Origin of the sequence: Leptolyngbya sp. GGD (assembly GCF_026735145.1) — a bacterium.
Lineage (GTDB): Bacteria > Cyanobacteriota > Cyanobacteriia > Leptolyngbyales > Leptolyngbyaceae > Leptolyngbya > Leptolyngbya boryana.
The window spans coordinates 1,497,351-1,521,899 of record NZ_JAPQKE010000001.1; the positions used below are offsets into that span (position 1 = coordinate 1,497,351).

The 24,549-nt window shown below is 46.7% G+C and carries 25 protein-coding genes; 18 read left to right on the forward strand and 7 right to left on the reverse strand.

Annotated elements, in window-relative coordinates; all coding sequences use genetic code 11:
• Positions 1-127 precede the first annotated feature (127 nt).
• The 13 genes from OU814_RS07015 (at position 128) to bioF (ending at position 9,141) form a co-directional block, all read left to right on the forward strand.
• Positions 128-2,944, forward strand: a complete 2,817-nt coding sequence (locus OU814_RS07015) for a HEAT repeat domain-containing protein (protein WP_268181512.1) — start codon at positions 128-130, stop codon at positions 2,942-2,944.
• Positions 2,941-3,210: a UPF0175 family protein gene (locus OU814_RS07020; RefSeq protein ID WP_268181514.1), complete on the forward strand. Its 270-nt coding sequence runs from the start codon at positions 2,941-2,943 to the stop codon at positions 3,208-3,210. Before OU814_RS07015 ends, OU814_RS07020 begins: the two co-directional genes overlap by 4 nt.
• A complete protein-coding gene (locus OU814_RS07025; RefSeq protein ID WP_268181516.1) occupies positions 3,194-3,685 on the forward strand; it encodes a DUF3368 domain-containing protein in 492 nt (163 codons plus the stop codon). The genes OU814_RS07020 and OU814_RS07025 overlap by 17 nt, the downstream gene beginning before the upstream one ends.
• Positions 3,669-4,277, forward strand: coding sequence for a toll/interleukin-1 receptor domain-containing protein (locus OU814_RS07030; protein WP_268181518.1), 609 nt, complete (start codon positions 3,669-3,671; stop codon positions 4,275-4,277). Before OU814_RS07025 ends, OU814_RS07030 begins: the two co-directional genes overlap by 17 nt.
• Positions 4,278-4,308: 31 nt before the next feature.
• Positions 4,309-4,569: a UPF0175 family protein gene (locus tag OU814_RS07035; protein ID WP_268181520.1), complete on the forward strand. Its 261-nt coding sequence runs from the start codon at positions 4,309-4,311 to the stop codon at positions 4,567-4,569.
• Between the two features lie 2 nt (positions 4,570-4,571).
• Complete coding sequence (locus tag OU814_RS07040) at positions 4,572-5,057, forward strand: DUF3368 domain-containing protein (RefSeq protein WP_268181522.1); 486 nt, start codon at positions 4,572-4,574, stop codon at positions 5,055-5,057.
• A gap of 111 nt (positions 5,058-5,168) precedes the next feature.
• A complete protein-coding gene (locus tag OU814_RS07045; protein WP_017289666.1) occupies positions 5,169-5,471 on the forward strand; it encodes a UPF0175 family protein in 303 nt (100 codons plus the stop codon).
• Positions 5,464-5,829, forward strand: coding sequence for a type II toxin-antitoxin system RelE/ParE family toxin (locus OU814_RS07050; RefSeq protein ID WP_017289665.1), 366 nt, complete (start codon positions 5,464-5,466; stop codon positions 5,827-5,829). The genes OU814_RS07045 and OU814_RS07050 overlap by 8 nt, the downstream gene beginning before the upstream one ends.
• Positions 5,830-5,975: 146 nt before the next feature.
• The gene (locus OU814_RS07055; protein ID WP_268181526.1) at positions 5,976-6,821 is read left to right on the forward strand and encodes an alpha/beta hydrolase; all 846 of its coding nucleotides are present in this window, start codon (positions 5,976-5,978) and stop codon (positions 6,819-6,821) included.
• Positions 6,818-7,387, forward strand: coding sequence for a DUF4231 domain-containing protein (locus OU814_RS07060; RefSeq protein ID WP_017289663.1), 570 nt, complete (start codon positions 6,818-6,820; stop codon positions 7,385-7,387). The genes OU814_RS07055 and OU814_RS07060 overlap by 4 nt, the downstream gene beginning before the upstream one ends.
• A gap of 23 nt (positions 7,388-7,410) precedes the next feature.
• Complete coding sequence (locus tag OU814_RS07065; RefSeq protein ID WP_326498287.1) at positions 7,411-7,761, forward strand: DUF1823 family protein; 351 nt, start codon at positions 7,411-7,413, stop codon at positions 7,759-7,761.
• Positions 7,762-7,772: 11 nt separating this feature from the next.
• The gene (locus tag OU814_RS07070; protein WP_268181528.1) at positions 7,773-7,988 is read left to right on the forward strand and encodes a hypothetical protein; all 216 of its coding nucleotides are present in this window, start codon (positions 7,773-7,775) and stop codon (positions 7,986-7,988) included.
• Positions 7,978-9,141 (forward strand): 8-amino-7-oxononanoate synthase, encoded by a 1,164-nt coding sequence (gene bioF / locus OU814_RS07075; protein WP_268181530.1) that lies wholly within the window; start codon positions 7,978-7,980, stop codon positions 9,139-9,141. Before OU814_RS07070 ends, bioF begins: the two co-directional genes overlap by 11 nt.
• Before the next feature lie 12 nt (positions 9,142-9,153).
• Here bioF and OU814_RS07080 read toward each other — a convergent pair whose 3' ends face one another.
• From OU814_RS07080 to OU814_RS07105, 6 genes are all read right to left on the reverse strand, one after another.
• Positions 9,154-11,364 (reverse strand): patatin-like phospholipase family protein, encoded by a 2,211-nt coding sequence (locus OU814_RS07080; protein WP_268181532.1) that lies wholly within the window; start codon positions 11,362-11,364, stop codon positions 9,154-9,156.
• A gap of 183 nt (positions 11,365-11,547) precedes the next feature.
• Entirely contained in the window at positions 11,548-12,351 is an 804-nt protein-coding gene (locus OU814_RS07085) for a TPM domain-containing protein (protein ID WP_326498288.1), read from the reverse strand.
• A gap of 158 nt (positions 12,352-12,509) precedes the next feature.
• Entirely contained in the window at positions 12,510-13,073 is a 564-nt protein-coding gene (locus OU814_RS07090; RefSeq protein WP_017289656.1) for a DUF948 domain-containing protein, read from the reverse strand.
• Positions 13,074-13,090: 17 nt separating this feature from the next.
• Positions 13,091-13,441 (reverse strand): YtxH domain-containing protein, encoded by a 351-nt coding sequence (locus OU814_RS07095; protein ID WP_017289655.1) that lies wholly within the window; start codon positions 13,439-13,441, stop codon positions 13,091-13,093.
• An 82-nt stretch (positions 13,442-13,523) separates the two neighbouring features.
• Positions 13,524-13,886 carry a hypothetical protein gene (locus OU814_RS07100; RefSeq protein ID WP_190652700.1) on the reverse strand — a complete coding sequence of 121 codons (363 nt, stop codon included), beginning with the start codon at positions 13,884-13,886 and terminating at the stop codon, positions 13,524-13,526.
• Positions 13,887-13,928: 42 nt separating this feature from the next.
• Positions 13,929-15,521, reverse strand: coding sequence for a serine/threonine-protein kinase (locus tag OU814_RS07105; RefSeq protein ID WP_017289653.1), 1,593 nt, complete (start codon positions 15,519-15,521; stop codon positions 13,929-13,931).
• A 191-nt stretch (positions 15,522-15,712) separates the two neighbouring features.
• Between OU814_RS07105 and pheT the strand changes: the two genes are divergently transcribed.
• Positions 15,713-18,145: a phenylalanine--tRNA ligase subunit beta gene (pheT, locus tag OU814_RS07110; protein ID WP_268181536.1), complete on the forward strand. Its 2,433-nt coding sequence runs from the start codon at positions 15,713-15,715 to the stop codon at positions 18,143-18,145.
• A gap of 10 nt (positions 18,146-18,155) precedes the next feature.
• Positions 18,156-18,425 (forward strand): YciI family protein, encoded by a 270-nt coding sequence (locus OU814_RS07115; RefSeq protein WP_017289651.1) that lies wholly within the window; start codon positions 18,156-18,158, stop codon positions 18,423-18,425.
• 53 nt (positions 18,426-18,478) lie between these two features.
• On the opposite strand, the gene OU814_RS07120 is transcribed toward OU814_RS07115, so the two are convergent.
• Positions 18,479-18,652 carry a hypothetical protein gene (locus OU814_RS07120; protein WP_268181538.1) on the reverse strand — a complete coding sequence of 58 codons (174 nt, stop codon included), beginning with the start codon at positions 18,650-18,652 and terminating at the stop codon, positions 18,479-18,481.
• A gap of 324 nt (positions 18,653-18,976) precedes the next feature.
• Here OU814_RS07120 and OU814_RS07125 point away from each other — a divergent pair, with 324 nt between their 5' ends.
• The 3 genes from OU814_RS07125 to OU814_RS07135 all read left to right on the forward strand — a co-directional run bounded on the left by OU814_RS07125 (position 18,977) and on the right by OU814_RS07135 (position 24,549).
• The gene (locus OU814_RS07125) at positions 18,977-20,938 is read left to right on the forward strand and encodes a CHASE2 domain-containing protein (protein ID WP_268181540.1); all 1,962 of its coding nucleotides are present in this window, start codon (positions 18,977-18,979) and stop codon (positions 20,936-20,938) included.
• Positions 20,939-21,032: 94 nt separating this feature from the next.
• Positions 21,033-21,803, forward strand: a complete 771-nt coding sequence (locus OU814_RS07130; RefSeq protein ID WP_268181542.1) for a DUF928 domain-containing protein — start codon at positions 21,033-21,035, stop codon at positions 21,801-21,803.
• Between the two features lie 88 nt (positions 21,804-21,891).
• Entirely contained in the window at positions 21,892-24,549 is a 2,658-nt protein-coding gene (locus OU814_RS07135; RefSeq protein ID WP_268181544.1) for a CHAT domain-containing tetratricopeptide repeat protein, read from the forward strand.

The following is a 24,549-nucleotide window of genomic DNA, read 5'->3' on the forward strand; positions in this document are numbered from 1 at the left end:
GTTCTGTTTGTACCTCCCTACTCCCCACTCTTCTTGCTCCGTACTTCTGTTTGCAGGTTCGATCGAGCAACAGAAAAAAAGCGCGATGTAGAATAAAAGACATGGCGTTTTGCGATCGCGTTCTCCTATGTCTCTCGATTTCCAATCCTATTTAAAGAAATCGATCGAGGATGCTTCTCGAAAGCAACAATCTTTCTATGTCTCAACCGATGCAGTAGAAAGACCCCAACTCAGATTAATGGCGCAGAAAGTGCCAGAGAAGCAGCAGGATGGACGACCGGAAGAAAAAGTGAATCCCGTTCCTGTTCTTGAAGGCATTCGAGATTTCTGTGCTGCACACAAGCATGTTGTATTGGTCGGACGACCCGGATCAGGTAAGTCTACGGCGTTGAATCAATTATTGATTGAAGAAGCAACGCGCTCAATAGAAAATTCATCCTTGCCGATTCCAGTTCTAGTGCCTCTGAAATCTGATCAGTCGATTTTGAAGTTGATTCAGAGAGCTTTATGGCGCGGACGGTTGCGATTGGATGAAACAGCGATCGAAGATCTTTTGTTTGAAGGAAGACTGTTACTTCTTCTGGATGGCATTAACGAAATTCCTAGACAAGAATTACAACGGGAATTGCAGGAGTTTCGAGAGGATAATCTTGATGTGTCGATGATTTTTACCACTCGCGATTTAGCAAGCGGTGGCTATCTGGGAATTGAGAAGCAATTAGAGATGCAGCCTTTGACCCCTTTTCAACTGCGGGAATTTGTGGGGGAATCTTTTCCAGAACAGACTGAAGAATTTCTGAAGCAATTAAGCGATCGATTAAAAGAGCTAGGGAAAACACCACTGCTGCTTGAGATGCTCTGTGAGGTATTTCGCAGAACGGGCAAGATTCCAGAGAATTTAGGGTTGGTGTTTCGGGAGTTTACGCAGCACTATGAGCGGAATTTGAAAGAAGGGGTGCGGATCGAGAGCGATCGCGAATTGTGGAAACTTGTGCTTCGGCAGTTAGCTTGGGTGATGATGCACAAAGGGGAACCAACTGAATTTCGAGGCGAGATTGAGAGAGAAGAAGCCGTTGAAGCGATTGGTCAGTTTCTTAATGAGCAGTTTCCCTATTTAGAAGCGCGGAAGTGTTTGAGGGATTTAGAGAATTATCATTTGATTCAGGTGGGTACGAACCAAGAGGAATTAGAGTTTCGGCATCAACTGATTCAAGAATATTACGCGGCAGAAGCATTATTGGCGCAGTTAGAAGAATTCGATCTAGAAGATGGTGAGCAATTTAAGCAAGAGTTTTTGAATTTTCTGAAGTGGACGGAGCCTGTGGCATTAATGCTAGCATTTGCGGATGAAGTACGGGGCGAACGGTTGGTGAAGTTGGCGCTGAGAGTCGATTTATTATTAGGCGCAAGACTGGCAGGAGAGGTGAAGACAGAATTTCAGGATAAGACTATTGCAGCTCTTAATCAACATACGCAAAAGGAGCAACTATCAGAATACTTAAGGCTTGAATTATTAGGTCAGACCAAATCAAGCAGTGTTCTGTCGGAGCTACAGGAAGCAAGTAGCCATCGGGAGTTTTTAATTCGAGAAATTGCTGCTGAAGCTTTAGGACACCTAGCTATTCAGGAAAGCGTCCCAATACTAATTAAACTCATAGACGATCAAGATGATTGCGTTCGTATTAGCGCAGTTAGATCGTTAGGTATGATAGGTGATCCTAAGGCACTCATACATCTGATAGAGCGGTTAGCAGACAAGAATACAAGTGTTAATTTAGAAGCAGTAGAAGCGCTTATCAAGTTAAATAACCCTGATGAAGTAACTTCAAGGCTTCTAGAGCTAATTCACGATAAGCACAAAGAGTATTTCGTCCGTCAAATGGCAGCTTTTGCTCTGGCTGGATTACAAACTCCAGAGGCGTTATCTCATCTTATAGATCTACTCAAAAGCAAGAATACATGTATTCGCAGAATTGCTATCCAAGCATCAGAGAGATGTCAAGACAAAAGAATAGTTGAGGAGCTATGTGTACAGCTATCTGATTCGCGATTCTACCGAATGATTGTTAAAACTCTAGATAGAATCAGTAGTCCAGAATCAATTTTCGTTTTGAGCAGTTATCTCAAGTCTGAGAATCAGGAATTTCGGTATTTAGCAGCTTGTTCTTTAGGTCGCTTGGGGCAACAAGAGGCTATCCCAGAACTTTTAGAGATTTTGAGGAATAAACACTATAGATTTATGAATGATGCAATTTATGGCTTAGGTGCTTGCCGAGTTGAAGAAGCAGTTCCGATGCTGAAAGAAATCCTTTTGACTATTCAGAATAATGCATCCTCTATTGCTCAAAGTGGATATGTATCAAGAAGTACGATCGCATCTACTTTAGGTAAAATCAAAGGATCTTTATCAGTTCAGGACTTGATAGACGCATTAAATAAAAATGATTCCGACCTTTTTGGTGCCATTGCAACTGTCTTAGCAACTCATAATGACAGAGCAAGCGTTCCAGTGCTGCAAACTGCCTTGCAAAATAGAAACTCCGAATTTCAGGAGAATGCTTCTTACGCTCTAGCACTTATGGGTTACACTGGCGGCGTTTCTATCTTGATGAAGCTACTAGAGAGGGGGCGGAATTTAGCGCGTTGGTGGACTGCTGAAGCACTAACCAAAGCGAATCATCCAGAAATTTTGAAGCGATTATGGGAATTTAATTGCTCTGGCAAAGTTTATGTTTCAGAAACAATTCAAGCTATCCAGAAGAATTGCAAATACTACAATCACGAAATCTATCAAGCCTATCTAGAAGCACAGAAAGACGATCGACAAACTCCACAAAATAGCGATCGCTCAAATATCACCTACGATCTAAGAGGAGCCACGATCGGCAATCTCGCTCACGAAGTCCAAGGCAATCAAATCACCCAACCGGAGGAACCCCAATGAACATCCCCATTCCCCCCGATCTCGAACACCGCCTACAACCCCATCTCTCCCAACTCTCCCGCCGCGCCCTCGAAGCGATCGCTCTCGAAGCCTACACCAATCACCTCATCACCGCCGCCGAAGTCCAACACCTGCTAAATCTCCCATCCCATCTTGCAACCGATGCCTTCCTTAAGGAAAACGGAGCCATGCACTCTCTCACCTTAGAAGACGTTCAGCAAGATATTCAAGCTCTCGATCGAGCCCTCCATGATCATCATCAGTGATACCTCTCCCATCTGCTATCTCATTTTGATTGACCACATTGAGGTACTTCCACAACTGTTTCAAACCATCCTCATTCCAACCGCCGTTCAACAAGAGCTTCTCAACGAACAAGCAGGCGAATCCATCTGCAACTGGATTCAAAACCCTCCCGCATGGCTCAACATCCAAACCGTTCCTCAACCTTTACTTCCCCTACCGACCAACCTCGGCGCTGGAGAACGCGAAGCCCTCTCACTTGCAGTCGCACTCAAAGCCGATTTCGTTATCATTGATGACCTTGATGCTCGTGCTGCTGCCCAACAACTCAACCTCACAATCACAGGGACGCTCGGCATTTTATATCGCGCCGGAATTGCAGGACTCATTGATTTTCCAACCGCGATCGTACAACTTCAGCAAACCTCTTTCCACGTCTCTCAAACTCTCGTTCAGCAACTGATTCAGGACTACAATCGCAATGTCAGACGCTCCTAAATTTGATCTTCGCGGCGCAAACATTGGCAACCTTGCTGAAACAGTGCAAGGCAACCAGATTGCTCATATGCAGTCTTCTGCCAAATCCACCCCCGATGTCAGCCCATCTCCTAAAACTGAATCACTCACCCTCTTCTACTCCTACGCCCACGCAGACGAAACCCTCCGCGACGAACTCGACAAACATCTCAAACTCCTTCAACGTCAAGGAATTATCACGGCTTGGCACGATCGCGACATCACCGCCGGAACCGAATGGGCAACCGCGATCGATCAAAACCTCAACACCGCCGACATCATCCTGCTCCTCATCAGCGCCAACTTTCTCGCCTCCGACTACTGCTACGAAACAGAACTCACTCGCGCGCTCGATCGTCACACAAAAGGCGAAGCCCGCATCATCCCCATCATTCTTAAACCCTGTGACTGGGAATCCGCCCCCTTCGGCAAACTCCAAGCCCTTCCCATCGCTCACGGAGCAGGCGCAAAAGCCGTCACAACTTGGAACAATCAAGACGAAGCATTTTTAGCGATCGCCCAAGGCATCCGCAAAGCTGCCGAAGAGATCTGGCAAAAGAAAACCTCAAGTTAAAATCAAACTATCCTCTTTCTCTACTCGATTCATGCAAATCACGATCGACCTCTCACCAGACATTCAATTAGACGATGCCATTCGTCAGCAAGCCGAATCCAAAGCGCGTGAGTCCTACATTATGGAACTCCTACGCCACGGCAGCATTAGCACAGGTTACGCAGCGCAGAGTCTCAACCTCAGCCGTTTAGAAATTCTGAATTTAATGGCACAGTACAAAATCTCACCCTTTCCAGAACAAACTCCAGAAGAACTCGCTCAAGAAATTGCTGAAACCCGCAATTTGCTCTAATCGTGATCATTGTTTCCAACACTACACCCCTCAGCGAACTTGCCAAAATCGATCGCCTCGATTTGTTATCTTCCCCCTTTACCAAAATTCTCATTCCCCCAACGGTTCACGCAGAACTCACGACCGGAAATCATCCCGCTAGCCTGTTGATTCCGAAGGCAACTTGGATTGAAATACGACCCCTCCAACAGCCTGAAAGAATTGAACAACTTCTAAAAACTCCTGGACTCGATCGAGGTGAATGTGCTGCAATTGCACTCGCAGAAGAATTGCAAGCCGATCGATTGCTGATGGATGAAAGAGCAGGGCGCAACCTTGCTCAAACTTTAGGATTACCAATCATTGGAACGATTGGAATTCTGCTTCTTGCCAGAGAGCAAAGAATCATCAGTGAAGTCTCTCCCTTGCTAAACGGATTAATCGACCAGGGAACCTGGATAAGCCCTGCGTTTTATCAACAAGTGCTACAAATGGCAGGCGAAGAATAGCAAAGAGTAAAACCATCACGATCGCCCAAGGCAACCGCAAAGCCGCTGAAGAGATCCGGCAAAAGAAAACCTCAAGTTAAAATCAAACTATCTCTTCTCATCGCTCAACTTATGCAAATCACGATCGACCTTCCCGACTCTCTTCACCTCAGCGAAGCCGAACTCCTCACCGAACTCGCGATCGCACTCTTCCAACAAAAAATCCTGCTCATCGAGCAAGCTGCCCAAGTTATTGAGATGGATGTTGATGACTTTTACCAGCTTCTTGTAGATCGCAAAATCCTAACTGCTCCAAGCGATCCTGACGACGACCCAAACGAACTCATCCTGGCCCATTTGCGGCTTTCCTTGCAAGACATCCAAGCGGGCAGAGTAAAGCCCATTTCTGAACTGTGGGACGACATTGATGCCTGAGTCTTCTGCCATTGAAATCTTAGTTTCACTCGACTTTCAGTCACAACTTCGCAAACTAGCAAAACGATATCGCAGCATTCGATCGGATCTCCAATCTCTATTTGACGATCTCGCAAGCGGCAACTGCCCCGGCGATCAAATTCCTGGCACAACTTACACCGTCTTCAAAGTCCGTGTCAGAAATAGCGACATTCAGAAAGGCAAAAGTGCAGGCTATCGAGTCATTTACCAACGCAGAGACAAAGTTTGCATTCTGCTGGTTACTCTGTATTCCAAATCGGATGAAACTAACCTTGCAGCCAGCGAGATTCGAGAAATCATCGATCGCTTTAATGAACCCGCTAACCCAGATCTCTGAACAGACAACTTACCATCACCAAATTCCAACGACATATCCAGCTTGCTCACATATTGGAACAAAACTTGAAATCCGATCGAGATTTAACCAATCGCAAAAATAAACTCTAGAATCGTTGAGCGGTGAACTCTCAAGGCTAGATGTCAATGGAATTCCATCCCAAGCTATTGTGGAAGATTTTAGCGATCGTATTGCGAATTTATGCGATCGTCTGTTTCGTCTTGTTTCTGATTCAATCTCGATTCATTTTCTTCCCAACCCGCACCATTTATCAAACTCCTGCCGATTTAGGCTTATCTGCCGAAGAAATTTGGATTCCTGTAAAAAACTGGCTTGGAAAACCGGAGCGAATTCATGCTTGGTGGGTACAAGGCAGCAAGCCGAACTTAGGAACCGTGCTGTATTTTCACGGCAACGGCGGCACATTAGGCGGCATTGACCAAATGGAGCGCATTCATCAGCTTGGATTCTCAGTACTTGTGATTAGCTATCGCGGCTACGGCAAAAGCGAAGGCGGATTTCCCTCAGAATCACAAGTGTATGCCGATGCAGAAGCCGCTTGGAATTATTTAACTCAGACACGCAACATCCCACCCAAGCAAATCACGATTTATGGATACTCGATCGGCGGAGCAGTCGCCATCGACCTCGCTACCAAACATCCCGAAGCCAGAGCCTTAATCACCCAAAGCACATTCACTTCTCTGCAAGATATGGCAGAAAGAAATCCTTACTTTCGCGTCTTTCCCTTAGAGATCATCTTGACGCAACGATTTAACTCGATCGACAAAGTACGATCGCTGAAAATCCCTGCCTTTTTCATTCATGGCGATGCTGATGAGCTTGTTCCACCTGCGATGAGCCAAGCTTTGTATAACGCAACTCCGACAGAGAAACAATTATTATTTATTCCAGGTGCAAAACATAACGACGCTGAATTTACAATTGAACACTTAGAGACGATTCGCAAATTTGTTGATCAAATTCAATGAATAAACCCAAAGTTGACTACAACAACAAGCTTCAATCTGATTTTGAAGGGATGATTGAGCGGCTCGATCTAGAGCAATCTGGCAAAGACTATCTGAAGCTCCGTTGGCTCGAACAAGTGCTTTGGATGGAAGGCAAATCAAATAAGATGCGCGATCGACATCAAAGCGGCAGAAAATGGACGATTGTCTTGAGTGCAATTTTGCCGATCATCGTATTACTCAACTTCAATGAAGATAAGATATTTGAGCGAGGGATCAAAGTCGCTACCGTAGCGATTAGCTCAGCAATTGCGATCGGAACTGCCTTAGAAGAATTTCATCAGTACGGCAAGCGTTGGTACAGTTATCGCAGAGCTTCAGAACTGCTCAAAACCCAAGGTTGGCAATTCTTTCAGCTTAGCGGCGCATATCGAACTTACGAAAATCATCGCCAAGCTTTACCAATTTTCAGTGAACAAGTCGAATCGATTATTCAGCGCGATGTTGAAGTTTATGTGACTGAGGGAATGCAACAGATTGTGCAATCTGAAGAAACAACATCACCCGCACAATTACCCTCTGAATAGTCTTGCCGCAATCCGTGATACAGATGATGTCTAATCTCCCACCCCTAAATTCCGATACGATCTGGGCAATTCTCAAAGATGAAATCGATGATGAAACTGCCAATTGTTTAGTCTGTCATTACCTAGGCTATGACGATGCCACGGTTTTACCAGATTGGTTAGAAGCCTATCCTGAACCGCCGAATTTTATCGAAAGCCGTCCAGCCGTCGTGAAATTAACTCGATCGATTCCCTCTGAAAACAAGCAACTTCTGAAAGAACAACTGGGATTTGGCGGCTACAAAGTTGATGAACTGGTGCCCCGAAAAACTCGTCGTGCCACAATGGCGAACTGGTTGTTAAGCTACATGCAGCAGCATGACATTAGCCTTTAGAGGATGAAATCATGGGAATCGAACGCCGCTTATCTCGAACAATGTTTCTCCCTGCGGAAACCGTACAATTGCGTCAAATGTGTTTTACTCCAGGCAAAGTCTTTCAACCGGGTCGTTATCTGGCTGGAGAATTGCCCGATGTAGCATTTGAAATGGGTTTAGTTGATAAATTGCCTCCCGTTCGCGGTAAGAGTGCTGAAATCAAAGAACAACCGGATGAAGAATGATCCTTATGCTTGGCTTGAGCAGTCCTTAAAGTCGATTGAGCGTGCAGGTTGGCAGCGATCGACTAAAACAATCGATCGTCCGGGCGCAGTTATTCAAATGGGCGATCGTCAATTTCTCAATTTTGCCAGCAATGATTATTTAGGACTTGCCACCGACGATCGGTTAATCAATGCCGCGATTCAAGCGATTCAGAACTATGGAACTGGCAGTACTGGATCGCGCTTGCTTACTGGGCATCGGGCTTTACATCGAGAGTTAGAAACTGCGATCGCACAACTCAAACAAGCTGAAGATGCGATCGTATTTAGTTCAGGTTATTTAGCGAATTTAGGAGCGATCGCTGCTTTAGTCGGAAAGCGCGACTTAATTCTGTCTGATCAATACAATCATTCGAGCTTACGAAATGGTGCGGTTGTTAGCGGTGCAACAACGCTCGACTATGCTCATTGTGATATTCAAGACTTACGAACTAAGCTAGAACAACAACGCCAGCATTTTCAGCATTGTTTGATCATTACAGACACAGTGTTTAGTATGGATGGCGATCTCTGCCCGCTTCCAGAGATTCTTGACCTAGCAGATGAATTTGAGTGCATGGTGCTAGTAGACGAAGCTCATGCAACGGGTGTAATGGGTACAACAGGTGCAGGATGTGTTGAGCATTTAGGCTGTACAGGACGTGCGATCGTTCAAATGGGAACACTCAGCAAGGCATTAGGAAGTCTAGGCGGTTACATTGCTGGCTCAGCGCAATTGATTGATTTCCTTAGAAACCGCGCACCCAGTTGGATCTATACAACTGGGCTGTCTCCGGCTGATACTGCGGCGGCATTAGCAGCAATTCAAATTGTGCAACAAGAACGCGATCGCCGAAATACCCTTTGGCAGAATGTTGCTTATCTCAAATCGCAGCTTCCAAATTTCGCACTTCTCCCTTCAGAGTCTCCGATTCTCTGCTGGCAATTGCCGAATGTGCAAACTGCGCTAGAAGCTGCAAAATCTCTACAAGCTGAAGGCATTTTTGCACCTGCAATCCGCCCGCCGACTGTGCCGACGAGCCGGATTCGGATGACGATAATGGCAACTCATGAGAAAGCGCATCTCGATCGCTTAGTTGCTGCTTTGAATCGAGTTCAGAAAGACGTTGAGTAAGGTGTGTTTTAGCTAGCTCAAATCACTCTCGATCGACTTTGCAACACAGCTATTGTGATTTTTTACGTCAATATTAGAAGTATTGCGGCTCAAGATTTGTCTGAACTGCGTTGCATTACATTGGCTAGGTGCAGGAATCTGATTGAAAATAAACTCTTTTGAAGCAGTAGAAAGTTGCCAACCGAGTGGAAGCCTGATCTGTTGGTCTAAGTTTACTTTTTCTAGCATTAGAGTTCTGAACCTTAGCTTAAACGGGTCAGTAATTCCATCATTCAAGGTATAGGTAGATAGCTCGATCGCGCTGGCACTCCGAGCTTCACGCGCACTGAATAGAGCGCGAATCGGCGACAAGATCTCATTCATTCCTGCCGACTTGAGCGGTTTTCCTGAATCAACTTGTGGTTGATCTACGATCGCTAAATAAATCAATTCAAAGCTTTTCCCATACCCTTTTACTTTCTGCAAAGCTCGACCAATATCAAGAGCAGTAGGAATCCCCGAATTATCAAAATACCCACCATCCGCAAGCCGCAACTTACTTCCATCACTCTTGCGTTGAAACCAACCCACCGGAGTTACAAAAGGAAACCTAGCACTCAATACAGCCGCCGTACTCAATCTTAAATCTAACTGACTCTTGTTTAGAGCAATCTTTTCTTGAGTCGGTAATACAATCTCAAAAGGACTCATTACCAAGCGTTTTCCATTCTCAACGATGGTTGAATTGAATACCAGCGCAGGAGCAATTCCTTGAGGTTGCCAATGTTTGTAAAAAGACTGCTTCAAAGGATTTTCACGATTATTACCAAGCTGATTCCAACTATTTTCAAAGGCAAGTTCTAACCCAGTCGCTCTGTCCCAGTCATAGATCGGAAAGGGAATAAATCTCTGAATCAGATCTGGAAAAAAGCCCAGTGTCAGTAACGGAGAAAGTAACTCTTGCTCAAAAAGCTGGCTAGCTTTTTCACTAAGATTTTGCTCCTCTCCGGTCTTGAGTAAGCTCGCATACGCTGCTGATCCCAAACTCCCACCAGAAACGCTACTAATCGTAAAAAGATGCTGAGGAAAGCTTGGAATCGATTCAGTCAAGTGTGCAAAAGTAGTCGCTGCATGATACGCCGCAAAAATCCCGCCCCCTTGGGCTGATGCAATATACACTGGATAAGGTTTTCCTGAATATTGATCGCGATCGGGACGGCTTGCCAGCCAGGTTTGAAAACTTGCTTCTAAAGATGGCAATGGAGAATTATCAGAGGTTGCAATTTGCCGAAACCGATGATTGTCATTCAGGTTCAGCAGACTTGAAATCGCAACTAATCCTAGTAAAATCGTGAGAGCTGGAACATTATTTCTAAATGCCCAGTAATAGATAGTTGAAAAGACAACAACCAGCGTAGTCAATGCGATCGCAATCACACTCACCGCTCCAACCGCATTAGGAATCACCGTAGATGGCAGAGCAATGACGAAAATAGCAGAAGCGGAAATCGATGCAATCCACCACAAAACGATCCTCGCTGCTAGATGGGAATGCCAAGAATACAGAATGAGGTTAAGCAGGACAGACAGACCAAAAACGATAATGACTCCCAAAGCCGCTCTCGAATCTGCTGCTGCTGCAATCAAAGGCAAAGAAAATGTACTAAAGATCGTGTACGCAACATTCGCAAGCCCAATTTCAACCTGTGGAGCAAACAGCCCTTCCCCTTGAGACTTAGATCCCAAAAAGCATCGATGAAATAAGTCTGTGCGTTTCCAAAGCAGGAAGAAAATAGTTATCCCAGTGCTTAAGCTTGAAATCATCCAAATCATTAAAAAAGATCGAGCTTGATCATTAATCGATTCGTTCCAAGCCTTGAGAATTCCGAGCACTAAGCTAAGAATTGGAATTATCCCTAAAATCCTCGGTGTCCAATTTGCTAAGCCATTCTGAAATCTACTCCCTTGCTCCAGAATTAGAAAACGGGAGACATACCAAATGAAGATTGTGAGCAATAAGACAGAACTGACCGTTACGGATGCCTCATAAAATTTGTTACTATCCGAAGCGATCGCGCGATAGACCTCTATAGTCTGATCAACTTTTGTAAAAATTAAGGACGCGACGATCGCGATCGTCACCGGAACTCTTAAGTAGATCCCGATCTCAAAGATCGGTTGAATCCACGTTTTGATCAATTCAGAAACCGTTTGCACCCATCCATTAGAATTCGATGCTGTCATGATTGAATCTCTTGAACTCGGCTGTGTCTAAGCGGACATGCTCAATTCTTGGAAACAATATCCCAAAAATTGCATTGACACACCACCTCGTCACGAATCGAGTCAAAATGATCAGCAAAATGGGGAGATGGGGAGCATTTGAAGTTCCCTCGTCTCCCCATCTCTCCATCTTCCTACTAGGGTTTAAGTTTCAGACGTAGACGATCGACCCAAAGTGGGTGCTAAAAATGCCACTAAAGCCCCGATCGCAAATCCTGCCACATTCCGAAACAGCGGCAACCAATCGGTGGTACGAGTGATGACTGGCCCAATTCCAAACGCCAAAAACAAGATCCCCCACAGCGGCGAGAAAATCAGCGCCCACTGCCAAGCAAAGACCTGCCCCTCTTTACGAGGTTGTGCTGCAAATCCAAACACTAACCCTCCAACCGTTGAAGTAATCAGGGTTAACAACCACTGTTCACGCGGCAACCCAGGGACAACCTTACATCCACCCTGGCGTAAACATCCTTTGACTGATTCCAACGCTTCTAAGATGGCTTGATCCCCGCCGTTATCTCGCACGAAAAATTGATTCCCGAATCGAGTTTGTAACTCGATCCAAAACGTCCGAGACAGCAAGGGATAAAAATCATCACCCACACTGAAATTCAGCAGATTTCCGCCTCGTGTATCGGCAACTAACAAAACGCTTTTGTTATCTAGTCCCCAAAAGCCTTTGACGGCGGTTCCAGGTGTACGATCGCTCTGTGTCAGAACCCGTAATTTCCAGCCCGTCTCAGTTTCAAACTTTGACAAATCAGCAGAAAGTGCTTCTTCCTGAGTGTTCGTAAACTCATTTGCCAAATCAATCACGTTGGTCGGATGATCCGGCAATAAATCAGGATTGTCATATGCCTGTGCCGCTGGTGCGATCGTCCAGACAGAAATGACGACCATCAGTGCCATCAAACCTTGAAATAGACGGCGGACTCGAAGATTAGGCATAGCACGATCTCACGAATGGGTCACTAAAGAACATTAAAAGTAATCGTAAATGAGGCATTTAGAATAGACGCTCATTTTTGTTTACATTTGTTTAACTAATTCTAATATAGGAATGCTGTCAGCGATTCATCTCGCTGGAACAGGATCAATAATTTTGCTTATTCTGGGTCGTGGCGCACTGGCGATCGCGAAGGTTCAGACGGCTTGTTCGTCTGCGATTCGTCCTGATCTTCCCACTCATAATTTAGTTCCAGATCAGAAGTCACTTCTTCAAAATGATGATTTCCATTCTGTTCGTGGGGTAGCGATCGCGGATCTCCACTCGCCGCCATCCGATTCGCTCGCCGCGATTTATTCTGAGGTTGGTTCAGAGTCCGCCATGCCGCTTTCACGCCTGCAAAAACACTGCGCCCAGTTGTTTGGGCTTTCTGTGCTTGTTGCTTCACACCGGTCAGAGTCTCATCTACCTGCTTCACCACTTGACTGGCGCTCTGAACGCCTTGAGTCACATCATCGGTGAGATCAGTCACCTCATTTCCGGTAATCCGGAGCGCCTCTAACGTCGGTGGCAACTCCCGATTCAACGTCTCGAATAATTTTTCGGCACTGCGGGCTGCCCGTCCCATCTCGTTAAATGCAGGAATTGCCACAGTTAAGAGGGCGGTCAAACTGATCGCCACGAGTAAAATCGATAAGCCTAGCCAAAAAATAGGATCAGTCACACTTCATCTCATCTCGCTTAGCGCAAACGATCGCGAACTGGAGGTTTAGGATCGCTCCCCGATTCAGACTCTCGACTGAGAATTTGATGCTCACGCTGGGTTGCTTCCAATCCAGCGGCGATCGCTTCTTTTAATCGTCCCAGTGTGTCATCCCAGTTTCGCAGCGCAGACTCAGAAAAGCGATCTGCCTGAAGTTGGACACTGGTGGATAAATCTTCCGCAAGTTCAGGCAGAGCATCTGCCGACTTTTTGATCAACTGTCGAGTTTCTCGTCCTGGACGGGGTGCAATTAATAATCCTGCGATCGTCCCCATTGCTGCTCCGATGATCATGCCGCCTAAAAATGATCCCGATCGATTGTCAGACATATCTTGGCTCTACCCCTTGCGACTCACTAAACCAACTCTGTAACACCAGACCTTTCCTCATTCTGCCAGACTGAACCGCAATCTAGCGATTGATTCGCCCTTTAGCTGATTTTGTAGCAAATTTTTTCGCGCGTTGGTTTAGGAGAGGGGTGAGGAATAGCGATCGTCCCATTCCCATCCCCATTCCCAACAGGGCAAATGCCTGCTGTGCCTGCCGAACTTTCGGTTCAAGCTGGCGATACGTATGTCTTATTCTTTGTACGCCGAGCTGTTGACGCTCGATCGCGCTCGGTGCACCATACAAAACTTGATGCGTTTGCCGTTCTGCGACAACCAGTGCATCTGCGGCTCTAGAAAAAGCTTGCCGCAACTGCCACATTTGCCAGGTGAGATAAAACCCATACAAAGCCAGCGCAAGATTTAAGACAATAACCGCTATCAACATATCTCGACCGATTGTTTTTCTAATAATAGCGAGTCTTTGTCATTACAAAATGCCTCTTTTGCCATTTGGGCGGACGGTGAGCCAGTTAGTCTTTGCCATCGCTAACTGCTCTGCGGTGAGTTTTGCGCCTGTGAGGTTTGCGCCACACAAATTTGCATTCCGCAAATTCGCATTGAGTAAATACGCTTGCGTAAGATTTGCACCTCGTAAATCTGCCCCTTCTAAATCGGCATTACTCAAATAAGCTTGTGCCAAGTTAGTATCGCGCAAGTTGGCTCGCTGCAAACTCGCCTTGCCAAAATCAGCATTGAATAAATTTGCGCCTTGTAGATTAATCTGTTTCAAATTCGATTGATGAAACACAGCGCCTGACAAATTAATTTTCGGAATGGCGAGTAACGACAGATCATGCGACGCAAAATCTCGTTTACCCTTACCGTACAGAGACACGAGAGTTGCAGAATCAAGTTTTGGAGCCGCCTGAGTCTTGTTGCCGGATGTGTTGCTATTGCTCCCGGTTCGTCCGCCTGAATCACGAGTCGTTGGGCGAGCTGCCATCACGCGATTCCGAGCCACTCCGGTCTGTAAATTCGTCGATTCCGATCGCTGATTGCGCGCCCGAATTGCCATGGCTGCCCGTGCTGCCGGAGAACTCGGTTGAGAATCAGGATCACGTTTTGTCAGCGTTGATCGGGTTGAGACGCTATTCATACTATTTGCCAAACTGTCGAGATACGGCTCCAAATCCAACGCGCGTAAAATCTCATTGGCTGACTGAAACCGATGCCGCACGGAGACTTCCAGCATTTTCTTCAAAACGCCTGCAAAGTGCTCACTCAGATGTACCTGTTTTTGCCACAACAATTCACCTGTGGCAGGATCGTAATCGAGATCTTTTGGAGATTTTGCGGTCAATAAGTAAATGCAAGTCACACCCAATGCATAGAGATCGCTTGCATAAACCGGACGCATTGCCATTTGTTCGGGTGGCGCAAATCCGGGAGTCCCGATCGCATAAGCGGTGAGTGCAGTCTGATCCGATAAACTCGCGGCAGATACAGAGTTCACTTGGTTTTTGACGGCTCCAAAGTCAATCAGCACAAGTTTGCAGTCTTGCGATCGCCGAATCAAGTTTGCAGGTTTAAGATCTCGGTGAATCACTTGATGACTGTGAACATACTGCATAATCGGCAGAATCTCGCTGAGAAACTGCTTGACCCCTGCTTCGCTAAAAGCTCCTGAGCGTTTGATTTCCTGCTGAAGGGTGGAACCGCTGATATATTCCTGAACCAGATAAAATTCTTGATTTGCCTCGAAATAATCGAGTAAGCGGGGAATTTGGGGATGATTGCCGATGCGCCCCAAGGTTTGGGCTTCCCGTTCAAACAAGTCTCGCGCCATCTGCATCACATGAGGTGCAGTTGTGGTCGGACGGAGCTGTTTAATCACACAGTAAGGTTGACCCGGCAGAGATTCATCTTTTGCGAGAAACGTTGCACCAAATCCACCTTGTCCTAATGCATGCAAGACACGATAACGATCGCGCAACAGCAAACTAGCGCCACAGGCTTGACAGCGCTCTGTATTGGCGAGGTTTTCTGGGCTTGGGCAGACTGGGTTCAAACAGTAGCTCATGAGGGCAGCAATCTGTAAGGGTGGATTCCAAAAAATGGCAAAGCTTTGGGGGGAAGCAAAGTGTGAGTTTGCAAGACGCAGCTTGTATTGAGAGGTTACCCAGAAGTGGGAGAGCAGGGAACAGGAACGCTGAGAGAGGCGCAACAGCGATAGAATAAGGTCTGTCTTGGCGTGATTTTTGAAGGCGACGGATGCGTATCTCTCTGAACTGGTTGCGGGAATTGGTAGATATTTCAATGACTCCAGAGGCGTTGGCGGAAAAGCTGACGATGGCGGGGTTTGAGGTGGAAGACATTGAGGATCGGCGCACTTGGGCAGATGGCGTGGTCGTCGGAAAAGTGCTGACGCGCGAACAACATCCCAATGCCGATCGCTTAAGTCTCTGTACAGTGGATATTGGGGCTGAAAGTCCGTCTCAGATTGTTTGCGGTGCGGCAAATGTGCGCGCTGATATTTTTGTTGCAGTGGCGACGTTAGGCACATACTTGCCGAATGTCGATTTGAAGATTAAGCCTGCAAAACTCAGAGGCGTGGAATCGAAGGGCATGATTTGCTCTTTGTCAGAGTTAGGCTTGACGAAAGAATCGGAAGGCATCCATATTTTTGATGAAACTGTGACAGGAGCGTTAACGCCTGGTATGGATGTGCGTCCCTTGTTGGGATTGGATGACGCGATTTTGGATCTGACTTCGACCGCGAATCGAGCAGACGCTTTGAGCATGGTGGGTATTGCGCGAGAAGTTGCGGCATTAACCGGTGCAACGTTGCGCTTGCCGGAACCGAGTGTGCCTGAGTCTCAGAAGACCAAATCGGTGTCAATTAAAATTTCAGATGCTCAAGCTTGTCCGGCGTATATTGGCACGCTGATCGAGAATGTGAAAATTGCGCCTTCGCCGTTGTGGTTGCAGCGTCGATTACTCGCGTCGGGTGTGCGATCGATTAATAATATTGTCGATATCACCAACTACATCATGCTGGAATGGGGACAACCGCTCCATGCTTTTGATTTCGATAGTTTGGTGAAAGTCGCGGGAACGGATCAAATCGAGATGGGCGTGAGATTTGCTCGATCGGGCGAATCCGTGAAAACGCTCGATGGTCAAGATCGCACGCTGCAAGAGCAGGCTTTATTAATCACGGTCAATGACAAGCCGACAATGCTAGCAGGCGTGTTTGGTGGTGAAGAAACAGAAGTGAGTGACAGCACTCAGCATGTTTTCCTTGAAGCCGCAATTTTTGACTCGGCTGCAATTCGTAAATCTGGGCGATCGCAAGGGTTGAGAACCGAAGCCTCTGCTCGTTACGAACGGGGTGTGAATTGGGCAGGTCTGGAAACCGCGGCTCGTCGAGCAGTGCAACTGATCCTTGAGCTTGCAGGTGGAACGATTACGGCTCAAGAAACGGTTGACACCCGACAAGGTTCGTTGACGAGATCGATCGCGCTACGACTTGAACGAGTTCGAGAAGTGCTCGGCATGGTTGAACTCGGTGACGATGTTGGGGAATTGCAAGCGAAGGATGTGGAACACACTCTGACAGCACTAGGCTGTGAGTTGAAATCAACGGGTTCAGAAACTTGGAATGTTACGGTTCCGCCTTACCGCTATCGAGATTTGGAACGTGAGATTGATCTGATTGAAGAAATTGCGCGGCTGTATGGCTATAACAATTTCTCAGATACGCTGCCTGCGAAAACTGAGCCGGGATATTTGTCGATCGAGCAATTGATCTCTCGCAAAGTTCGCGAAGCATTCCGAGGTATGGGGCTGACCGAATTGATTCATTATTCACTCGGCAAACCTGGAGAAGAACGGCAAATCGTTCTCGCGAATCCTTTATTTACCGAGTATTCTGCGCTGAGAACTGATCTAATCAATGGCTTAATTGAGGCGTTCCAGTACAACCTTGAGCAAGGCAATGGAGCTTTGAATGGCTTTGAGATTGGGCATGTCTTTACTCAGGAAGAAGATCTGATTGAAGCTGAAGCGATCGCTGGCATTTTAGGTGGAGATCAAAGTCAAGGTAAGTGGGTTCGGGGCGGCAAAGATCAGCCGATGACCTGGTTTGAGGCGAAAGGCATTTTAGAAAGTGTCTTCGATCGAGTCGGATTACCTGTAGAATTTCAGCCTGATCGACGCGATCCGCGCTTGCATCCAGGACGAACGGCTTCGCTTTGGGTTAGAGGCGATCGCTTAGGAACGTTTGGACAGTTACATCCTCAACTGCGTCAAGAGCGCGGCTTACCGGATGAAGTTTATGTTTTCCAATTGGATCTCGAAGTGATCATTCGCCATTTGGAAACAGATGAAGCGATGGTTCCGGTTTTCAAGCCGTTCTCTACTTATCCTGCTTCCGATCGCGATATTGCTTTCTATGCGTCGCGTGAGGTAGGCGTGAGCGATTTGGAACGCACGATCGTCAAAGCAGGCGGGAAGTTACTAGAATCAGTGGAACTGTTTGATGAATATAAAGGCGATCGCGTTCCAGAAGGTCAGCGCAGTTTAGCGTTCCGATTAGTCTATCGGGCTGACGATCGCACGTTGAAAGATGAAGATGTAGACCCGGTGCATCAGAAAGTGCGCGAAGCACTGGTTGAGAAGTTCCGGGTTGAGTTGAGAAGCTAGAGGTGAAATTGTGCCGAAATATGTTGTTTGGGGAAGCTACTGTGACGATGTTCTGGAGAAAAGAACGCCCTATCGTCAGGCTCATTTAGATGGGTTAGCGAAGCAAAAAGAAAATGGGATTTTAGTGACGATCGGACCGACGAAAGATGTAACGAAAGTGTTTGGCATCTATGAAGCGGAGAATGAAGCGATCGTTCGGAATCTGATCGAGTCTGATCCGTATTGGCAGAATCAGATCTGGACGGAGTATGACGTGAAGGAGTGGATTCAGGCGATTTAGTTGTGATAGGGAGATAGGGAGCAAGCATTCTTTTTGCTTGTCTCTCTATCTCCTCACTCCTCAATCTTAACCTTCACAGCGATCAGATCTTTGACTGTTTCACCTTGTTGCTGCGCCCAATATTGGCTCAGTAAATGAATCTGGCGGAGTTCAACAATGAGATTGAATCGCGATCGAGTCGGAACTGCACAATGTAAATCCAAATGATTCCAAGAATGGAGAACCATCGAAACGATTCAGGAACATCAGGATCATAAGTTGCTAACAGTTGCGATAATGATATACCCAGTACAAACGGGTAGTAAACATAGCGCACCTGACCAGCTTTTGCCGTTATAGTTCCGTAGCTCTTCTTGGATAACCCATTTGTAGTAACCGTAGTAGAGCGATCCGATCAAAGCCGACTGCCACAGGTTCCACAATCACTCCACACCTGCACCTAAGTAATATCAACAGTATTGCTTGTATTTAAAGTGACTTTATTTTCCGGAAGAATAAGCTTTGCTGGGGAAGAATTATCAGAATGGTAATCATCTTCTTCTGGCTCCCTTATGCCTCTACCACTTGCTAAAATCATCCGAAAATTTCATGTGCTTTGGATCACAATTCCTAGCGTGGCAGGATTAATCGTGCTTCTGCGGGTTGCTGGGGCATTACAATCTTTAGAATGGATGGCATTTGATCAATATGTTCGGCTGCGTCCCCAAGAAGCAACTGACGATCGCGTCATTATTGTAGGCGTAAACGAAAATGATATCCGGCAACTTAAACGTTATCCGTTTGATGATGCTACCTTTGCCAAACTGTTGACGAAAATTAAGCAGCAACAGCCGCGAGCGATCGGTTTAGATATCTATCGGGATCTGCCAGTAGAGCCAGGACATTCAGAGCTAGCTAAAGTATTCCAGACAACCCCTAACCTGATAGGCATTGAAAAACGAGGCGGAAGTACAGAAGTCGAGGTTGCACCTCCCCCCATTCTGAAACAGCGCAATCAAACTGCTTCAAACGATGTAGTCCTTGATGGCGATGGGAAACTGCGCCGAGGTCTACTGTATTGGACAAGTCCCAATGGAGAAGAATCTTTAGAAAGTTTGGGATTACGCCTTGCAATGCTCTATTTAGAAGCTCAAGGAATTACATCTCAACCAGCGAAAACCAATTCACAGTATCTCCAGCTTGGGCATGGGATCTTTCCTATTTTTGAGCCGAGCGATGGGAGCTATGTCTCGGCGGATGCAGGCGGCTATCAAATCTTGCTGAACTATCGAGGCGCTTCTGGCAAGTTCCGCACGGTGTCACTGAGGGACGTGCTTCAAGACCGACTGCCTGCTGATCTCATGCGTGATTCGCAAGGACAGCCCTTCCGAGGCAAAATTGTTTTGATTGGAGTGACAGCTCGAAGTCTTAAAGATGTCTTTTACACTCCCTATAGCGGCGACTCGATCACGACTCCAGAGAGAATGGCGGGGGTTGAGGTACAGGCAAATTTAGCGAGTCAAATTATCAGTGCTGCGATCGACGGACGATCTGGCTTCCAAGTTTGGACAGATGCAATGGAGGCAGTTTGGATTCTGCTGTGGTCGGGTGTGGGAACAGGCTTAGGCTGGATGGTGCGATCGCCGCGTTGGGCAGTAGCAGGCACAGTCATTTCTGTCGGAGGGCTAGGACTCGGAAGCTTTGCAGCATTCGTGTTTTCCTGGTGGATTCCGGTTGTCCCACCCGCCTTAGCGCTACTCACGTCTGCAATGGTGGTCACGGTTCACATTGCTCATTCAGAGCGTCGCGATCGCCAAACTGTGATGAATCTCTTTGGGCGATATGTGACTCCAACGATTGCCGAGACAATTTGGCGCGATCGCGATCAACTGCTCTCCCAAGGTCGCCTGCGGGGACAAAAACTCACTGCAACGGTACTATTTACCGATATTAAAAACTTCAGCACAATTGCCGAACGGTTCGACCCTGAAACGCTGATGATCTGGCTCAATGAATACATGGAAGCGATGACGGAAGTGGTGTTGAAGCATGGGGCAGTGGTCGATAAATTTATTGGAGATGCGATTATGGCAGTCTTTGGTGTGCCGATCGCTCGTAAAACTAGTAAAGATATTGCTCACGATGCGTACAGTGCTGTGCAATGCGCGATCGAGATGTCCGCTGCACTAGCTGCACTGAATCAACGCTGGGCACAGCAAGGACATCCCACGATTCAAATGCGGGTAGGTATCTCGACAGGCACAGTCGTTACAGGCAGCTTAGGTGGTCAGCAGCGCATGGACTATACCGCGATCGGCGATAGTGTTAACGTAGCAGCACGGCTTGAAAGTTTTGATAAATCGATCGAGGGTGGACTCTGCCGAATTTTAATTAGTGAAGAGACCTTTACGCTGGTTGAAGGTCAATTTCCAGTGCAAGCCGTTGGGACAGTTCAACTAAAAGGGCGGGAGCAACCGACGAACGTTTATCAAGTTTTATGGGAACCCTCGAAGAGTGGGCGTGGAAGAGTTTAGCGTCTGTTCGACAGGAGAGAATTGCTCCAAAATTTTCCCACCCTTGCAACCGAGCTAGATCATCGATCATCACCCTCTATTGATTCACAAGACGATGGCTTCTGATTTCTCTAAACTCAAACGAGTTAACCCGATATTCTTGTTTGGAATTGGGACACTTTCTTTCACTATCCTACAAAGTTTATTGCCGCTGGAGTTCCCCTTACCTAGTCCTCTCAATTCATTGCAGCCTGCCCCCGCAAATGCTCAATACAAGCCTCCTAAACGTTCGGGTTTCAGAAGTAGTGAAGGCACGGGAACGCGAGAAGACGCATTACGCCTTTGTGGTCAGCGCAAAACAGCTTCTTTTACTCCCCTCGCACCAACCAACCACATCGGGGAAACTATTTCATCCCGTCCAACCTTATTCTGGTATCTATCCAGCCGCCAAACTGTGGAACTTAAGCTCATGGAGTCAGGAGTCCAAAAGCCTGTGTTTATGACCACAGTACAAGTAGATAAGCCTGGTATTGTCCCATTTGAATTACCGAAAACTGCGCCTGAGCTAGTCCCTGAAAAAGTTTATCGCTGGTCGATCGCTGTTGTTTGTGAAGATGGCACAAAGGATGCTTTGAAGATGACATTGATCCGACGAGTTGCACCGACTCCAGAGGTAAGACAGCAATTAGCGATCGCGAAATCCGATCAGAATCGCGGTCAAATCTACGCAGCCCAAGGTCTGTGGTACGACGCAGTCACAATGTTCTCGAAAGCGATTGCGGCAAATCCCAAAGATCGAACGGCTCCTGACAAGCTCTTATCACTGCTCGATCAAGGAGGATTTGCAAAGATTACGGAACAGGAGCGCAAAAAAAGCAGCCGATAGAACATTGAACGATGCCAAGATTGCTGCAATTGCAGGGTGATTCGTCTTTAGTCATGCGATCGACATAAACCCATCCTGAGAGGTAACAATGTTACTCAAGAAAATTAGCTTCTCGATCTGTTTTACGCTTCTCTTCATCTGGCAACCTTTATCTTGTCAACAGTTCGCAGCAATCAGTGCAGAGCGCCAATCTGAAAAAATCGCTCAATCCAAACAAATTGCACAGACGAGCGCGCAGCCTCTCACACTTTATCAACCCCTCCAGCGCTTGCAATGGGAAGGAGAAACGAGCAAAACTGGAATTGCTTACTTTCCGATTGAGGGATTGCCAGACATCTCTGTTTCTGAAGCTGATCTAGACATCGCTCGTCGCTCGCAAAACCCGAAGCTAGTCGCAAAAACATTAGCTGCTTTGGGATTATCACATCATCTTCAGGGTGAATATGACAAAGCGATCGACTACTATCAGCAAGCCTTAAACATTGCCCGCAACCTAGATTCAACCTTAGAAACAACATTACTAGGTAATTTAGGACTCGCGCATGTACAGTCTGGAAATTACTATGCTGAGGCTGTAGATTATTTAGCCCAGTATTTAACTGCTGCTCAAGATCGTAAAAAACTCCAAGCCTTCGGCAATCTAGCAAACGCCTATTTTGGAACAGATTTATATGTAAACGCGATCGAGCTTCACCAAAAACGTCTTACCTTATCTCGAAAATTCAAGGATCAAGTCAGCGAAGCTAAAACATTCAGCGATCTGGGCATGGTCTATCAAGCACTCGGAGAACGTGCCAAAGCGATTCAGTATCAAGAACAAGCGCTAACCTTAGCGCAGAACATCAAAAATCAATCGATAGAATCACTGGCGTTGGGAAATTTAGGCGTGATTTACCAATCACAACGCAACTATGCCAAATCAACTGAATATCAGCAGAAACGCCTCACCCTTACCCGCCAGCTTCAAGACCTACGAGGAGAAGCAGAAGCCCTGGGAAATTTAGGCGGAATTGCTTATTTTCAGGGAAATTATCAAGAAGCGATCGCTCAATATGAGCAAGCCTGGAACATTGCTTGGAACAAACTGCGCGATGCCGATCTGATCTATCGAATTCGCGGCAATCAAGGGCTGATCTACGCACAAATGGGCAACTCTGATAAAGCATTAGAGTTCTACGGACAATATCTTCGTTACGCTGCTTCCCGGAGCAATCGACGAGAGGAAGGAATTGCCAGGATCAATGCTGCCGCAGTTCGGTTTCAATCTGGGAACTTAGACGCTGCCGCGAAAAATCTTCAAGCGGCGATCGAGACTTGGGAATCACTGCGATCGCGACTCGGCAACAATGATAGCTTCAAAGTCTCTATCTTTGAAACTCAGAATGCACCTTATAGCAATCTCCAAAGTGTTCTCGTCGCTCAAAATCAACCCGAAGCTGCCCTCGAAATTTCTGAGCGAGGACGTGCCCGCGCCTTTGCCGAACTCCTCGATCGCCGTCTTTCTGGGCTTTCTTCCCGAAAAGAAACTTCTCGATCGCCCCTTGCCTCTTTGACGATCGCGCAAATCAAACAAATTGCTCAAAAGCGCCGCGCGACTCTAGTTGAATACTCGATCATTCCTGCACAGTTCAACGTGAATGGCAAACTAGAAACACGCGAGTCAGAGCTATTGATCTGGGTGATTCAACCGACCGGAACTGTCACTTTACGTCGCGTTGATCTCAAACCGCTTTGGCAGTGTCAGGATGCTCAGCCTTGTGCTCCTGAAGAACTCTCTGATATCGTTTCGCTAGGTCGAGCAACGCTAAATGAGGACAGTCAAGCTACTCAAGATGCTGCACATCCCTTACGACGGCTGCATGAACTCTTGATTCAACCGATCTCAGATCTGCTTCCCCAAGATCCGAATGCCCAAGTTGTCTTTGTGCCGCATCGATCGCTCCTGCTCGTGCCGTTTACTGCCTTGCAAGATGCAAAAGGCAAATTCTTGATTGAGCAGCACACTATTTCGATTTCACCTTCGATTCAAGTTCTCGATCTGACGGATCAATTGAGAAAAAAACTAGAAACCGTTAGTCAGAAACTAACCGAGAAACAACCAAGCGACGCTCTGATTATTGGCAATCCGGTCATGCCAAAAGTTGTAACTGAGGTAGGAGAACCTCCTGAACAACTGCCGCCTTTACCTGGATCAGAGCAAGAAGCAAAAGCGATCGCTCAAATGTTCAAGTCTTCTGTATTAGTTGGTGAAGCTGCAACAAAATCGAACGTCTTGCAACGAATGAATCGCGCCCGTTTGATTCATCTTGCGACTCATGGCTTGATGGGTGATTTTGCTGGATTGGGAGTACCGGGTGCGATCGCGCTTGCGCCAGATACGATCGCCACCGGAAAACCTTCGTTAGAAGAAAACGGATTGCTAACTGCGAATGAAATTTTCGATCTCAAGCTGAATGCTGAACTCGTTGTTCTCAGTGCATGCAACACCGGACGAGGCAGAATCACTGGAGATGGAGTCGTTGGATTATCTCGTGCCTTGATTGCTGCCCAAGTCCCAAGTGTTGTCGTTTCGCTCTGGGCAGTCCCCGATGAAGCAACTGCATTACTCATGACGGAGTTTTATCGAAATTTGCAGCAACAACCGAATAAAGCTCAAGCCTTACGCCAAGCAATGTTGACGACCATGAAGCAATATCCTGCTCCCTTAAATTGGGCAGCATTCATGCTCATTGGCGAAACACATTAG

Coding starts and splice junctions, on each gene's coding strand:
- OU814_RS07060 (WP_017289663.1), top strand. CDS start 6,818: ATGAATAAACCCAAAGTTGACTACAACAACAAGCTTCAATCTGATTTT.
- OU814_RS07030 (WP_268181518.1), top strand. CDS start 3,669: ATGTCAGACGCTCCTAAATTTGATCTTCGCGGCGCAAACATTGGCAAC.
- OU814_RS07095 (WP_017289655.1), bottom strand. CDS start 13,441: ATGTCTGACAATCGATCGGGATCATTTTTAGGCGGCATGATCATCGGA.
- OU814_RS07025 (WP_268181516.1), top strand. CDS start 3,194: ATGATCATCATCAGTGATACCTCTCCCATCTGCTATCTCATTTTGATT.
- OU814_RS07130 (WP_268181542.1), top strand. CDS start 21,033: ATGGCTTCTGATTTCTCTAAACTCAAACGAGTTAACCCGATATTCTTG.
- OU814_RS07085 (WP_326498288.1), bottom strand. CDS start 12,351: ATGCCTAATCTTCGAGTCCGCCGTCTATTTCAAGGTTTGATGGCACTG.
- OU814_RS07080 (WP_268181532.1), bottom strand. CDS start 11,364: ATGACAGCATCGAATTCTAATGGATGGGTGCAAACGGTTTCTGAATTG.
- OU814_RS07020 (WP_268181514.1), top strand. CDS start 2,941: ATGAACATCCCCATTCCCCCCGATCTCGAACACCGCCTACAACCCCAT.
- OU814_RS07050 (WP_017289665.1), top strand. CDS start 5,464: ATGCCTGAGTCTTCTGCCATTGAAATCTTAGTTTCACTCGACTTTCAG.
- OU814_RS07105 (WP_017289653.1), bottom strand. CDS start 15,521: ATGAGCTACTGTTTGAACCCAGTCTGCCCAAGCCCAGAAAACCTCGCC.
- OU814_RS07035 (WP_268181520.1), top strand. CDS start 4,309: ATGCAAATCACGATCGACCTCTCACCAGACATTCAATTAGACGATGCC.
- OU814_RS07055 (WP_268181526.1), top strand. CDS start 5,976: ATGGAATTCCATCCCAAGCTATTGTGGAAGATTTTAGCGATCGTATTG.
- OU814_RS07125 (WP_268181540.1), top strand. CDS start 18,977: ATGCCTCTACCACTTGCTAAAATCATCCGAAAATTTCATGTGCTTTGG.
- OU814_RS07015 (WP_268181512.1), top strand. CDS start 128: ATGTCTCTCGATTTCCAATCCTATTTAAAGAAATCGATCGAGGATGCT.
- OU814_RS07065 (WP_326498287.1), top strand. CDS start 7,411: ATGATGTCTAATCTCCCACCCCTAAATTCCGATACGATCTGGGCAATT.
- OU814_RS07100 (WP_190652700.1), bottom strand. CDS start 13,886: ATGTTGATAGCGGTTATTGTCTTAAATCTTGCGCTGGCTTTGTATGGG.
- bioF (WP_268181530.1), top strand. CDS start 7,978: ATGAAGAATGATCCTTATGCTTGGCTTGAGCAGTCCTTAAAGTCGATT.
- OU814_RS07120 (WP_268181538.1), bottom strand. CDS start 18,652: ATGGTTCTCCATTCTTGGAATCATTTGGATTTACATTGTGCAGTTCCG.
- OU814_RS07070 (WP_268181528.1), top strand. CDS start 7,773: ATGGGAATCGAACGCCGCTTATCTCGAACAATGTTTCTCCCTGCGGAA.
- pheT (WP_268181536.1), top strand. CDS start 15,713: ATGCGTATCTCTCTGAACTGGTTGCGGGAATTGGTAGATATTTCAATG.
- OU814_RS07045 (WP_017289666.1), top strand. CDS start 5,169: ATGCAAATCACGATCGACCTTCCCGACTCTCTTCACCTCAGCGAAGCC.
- OU814_RS07135 (WP_268181544.1), top strand. CDS start 21,892: ATGTTACTCAAGAAAATTAGCTTCTCGATCTGTTTTACGCTTCTCTTC.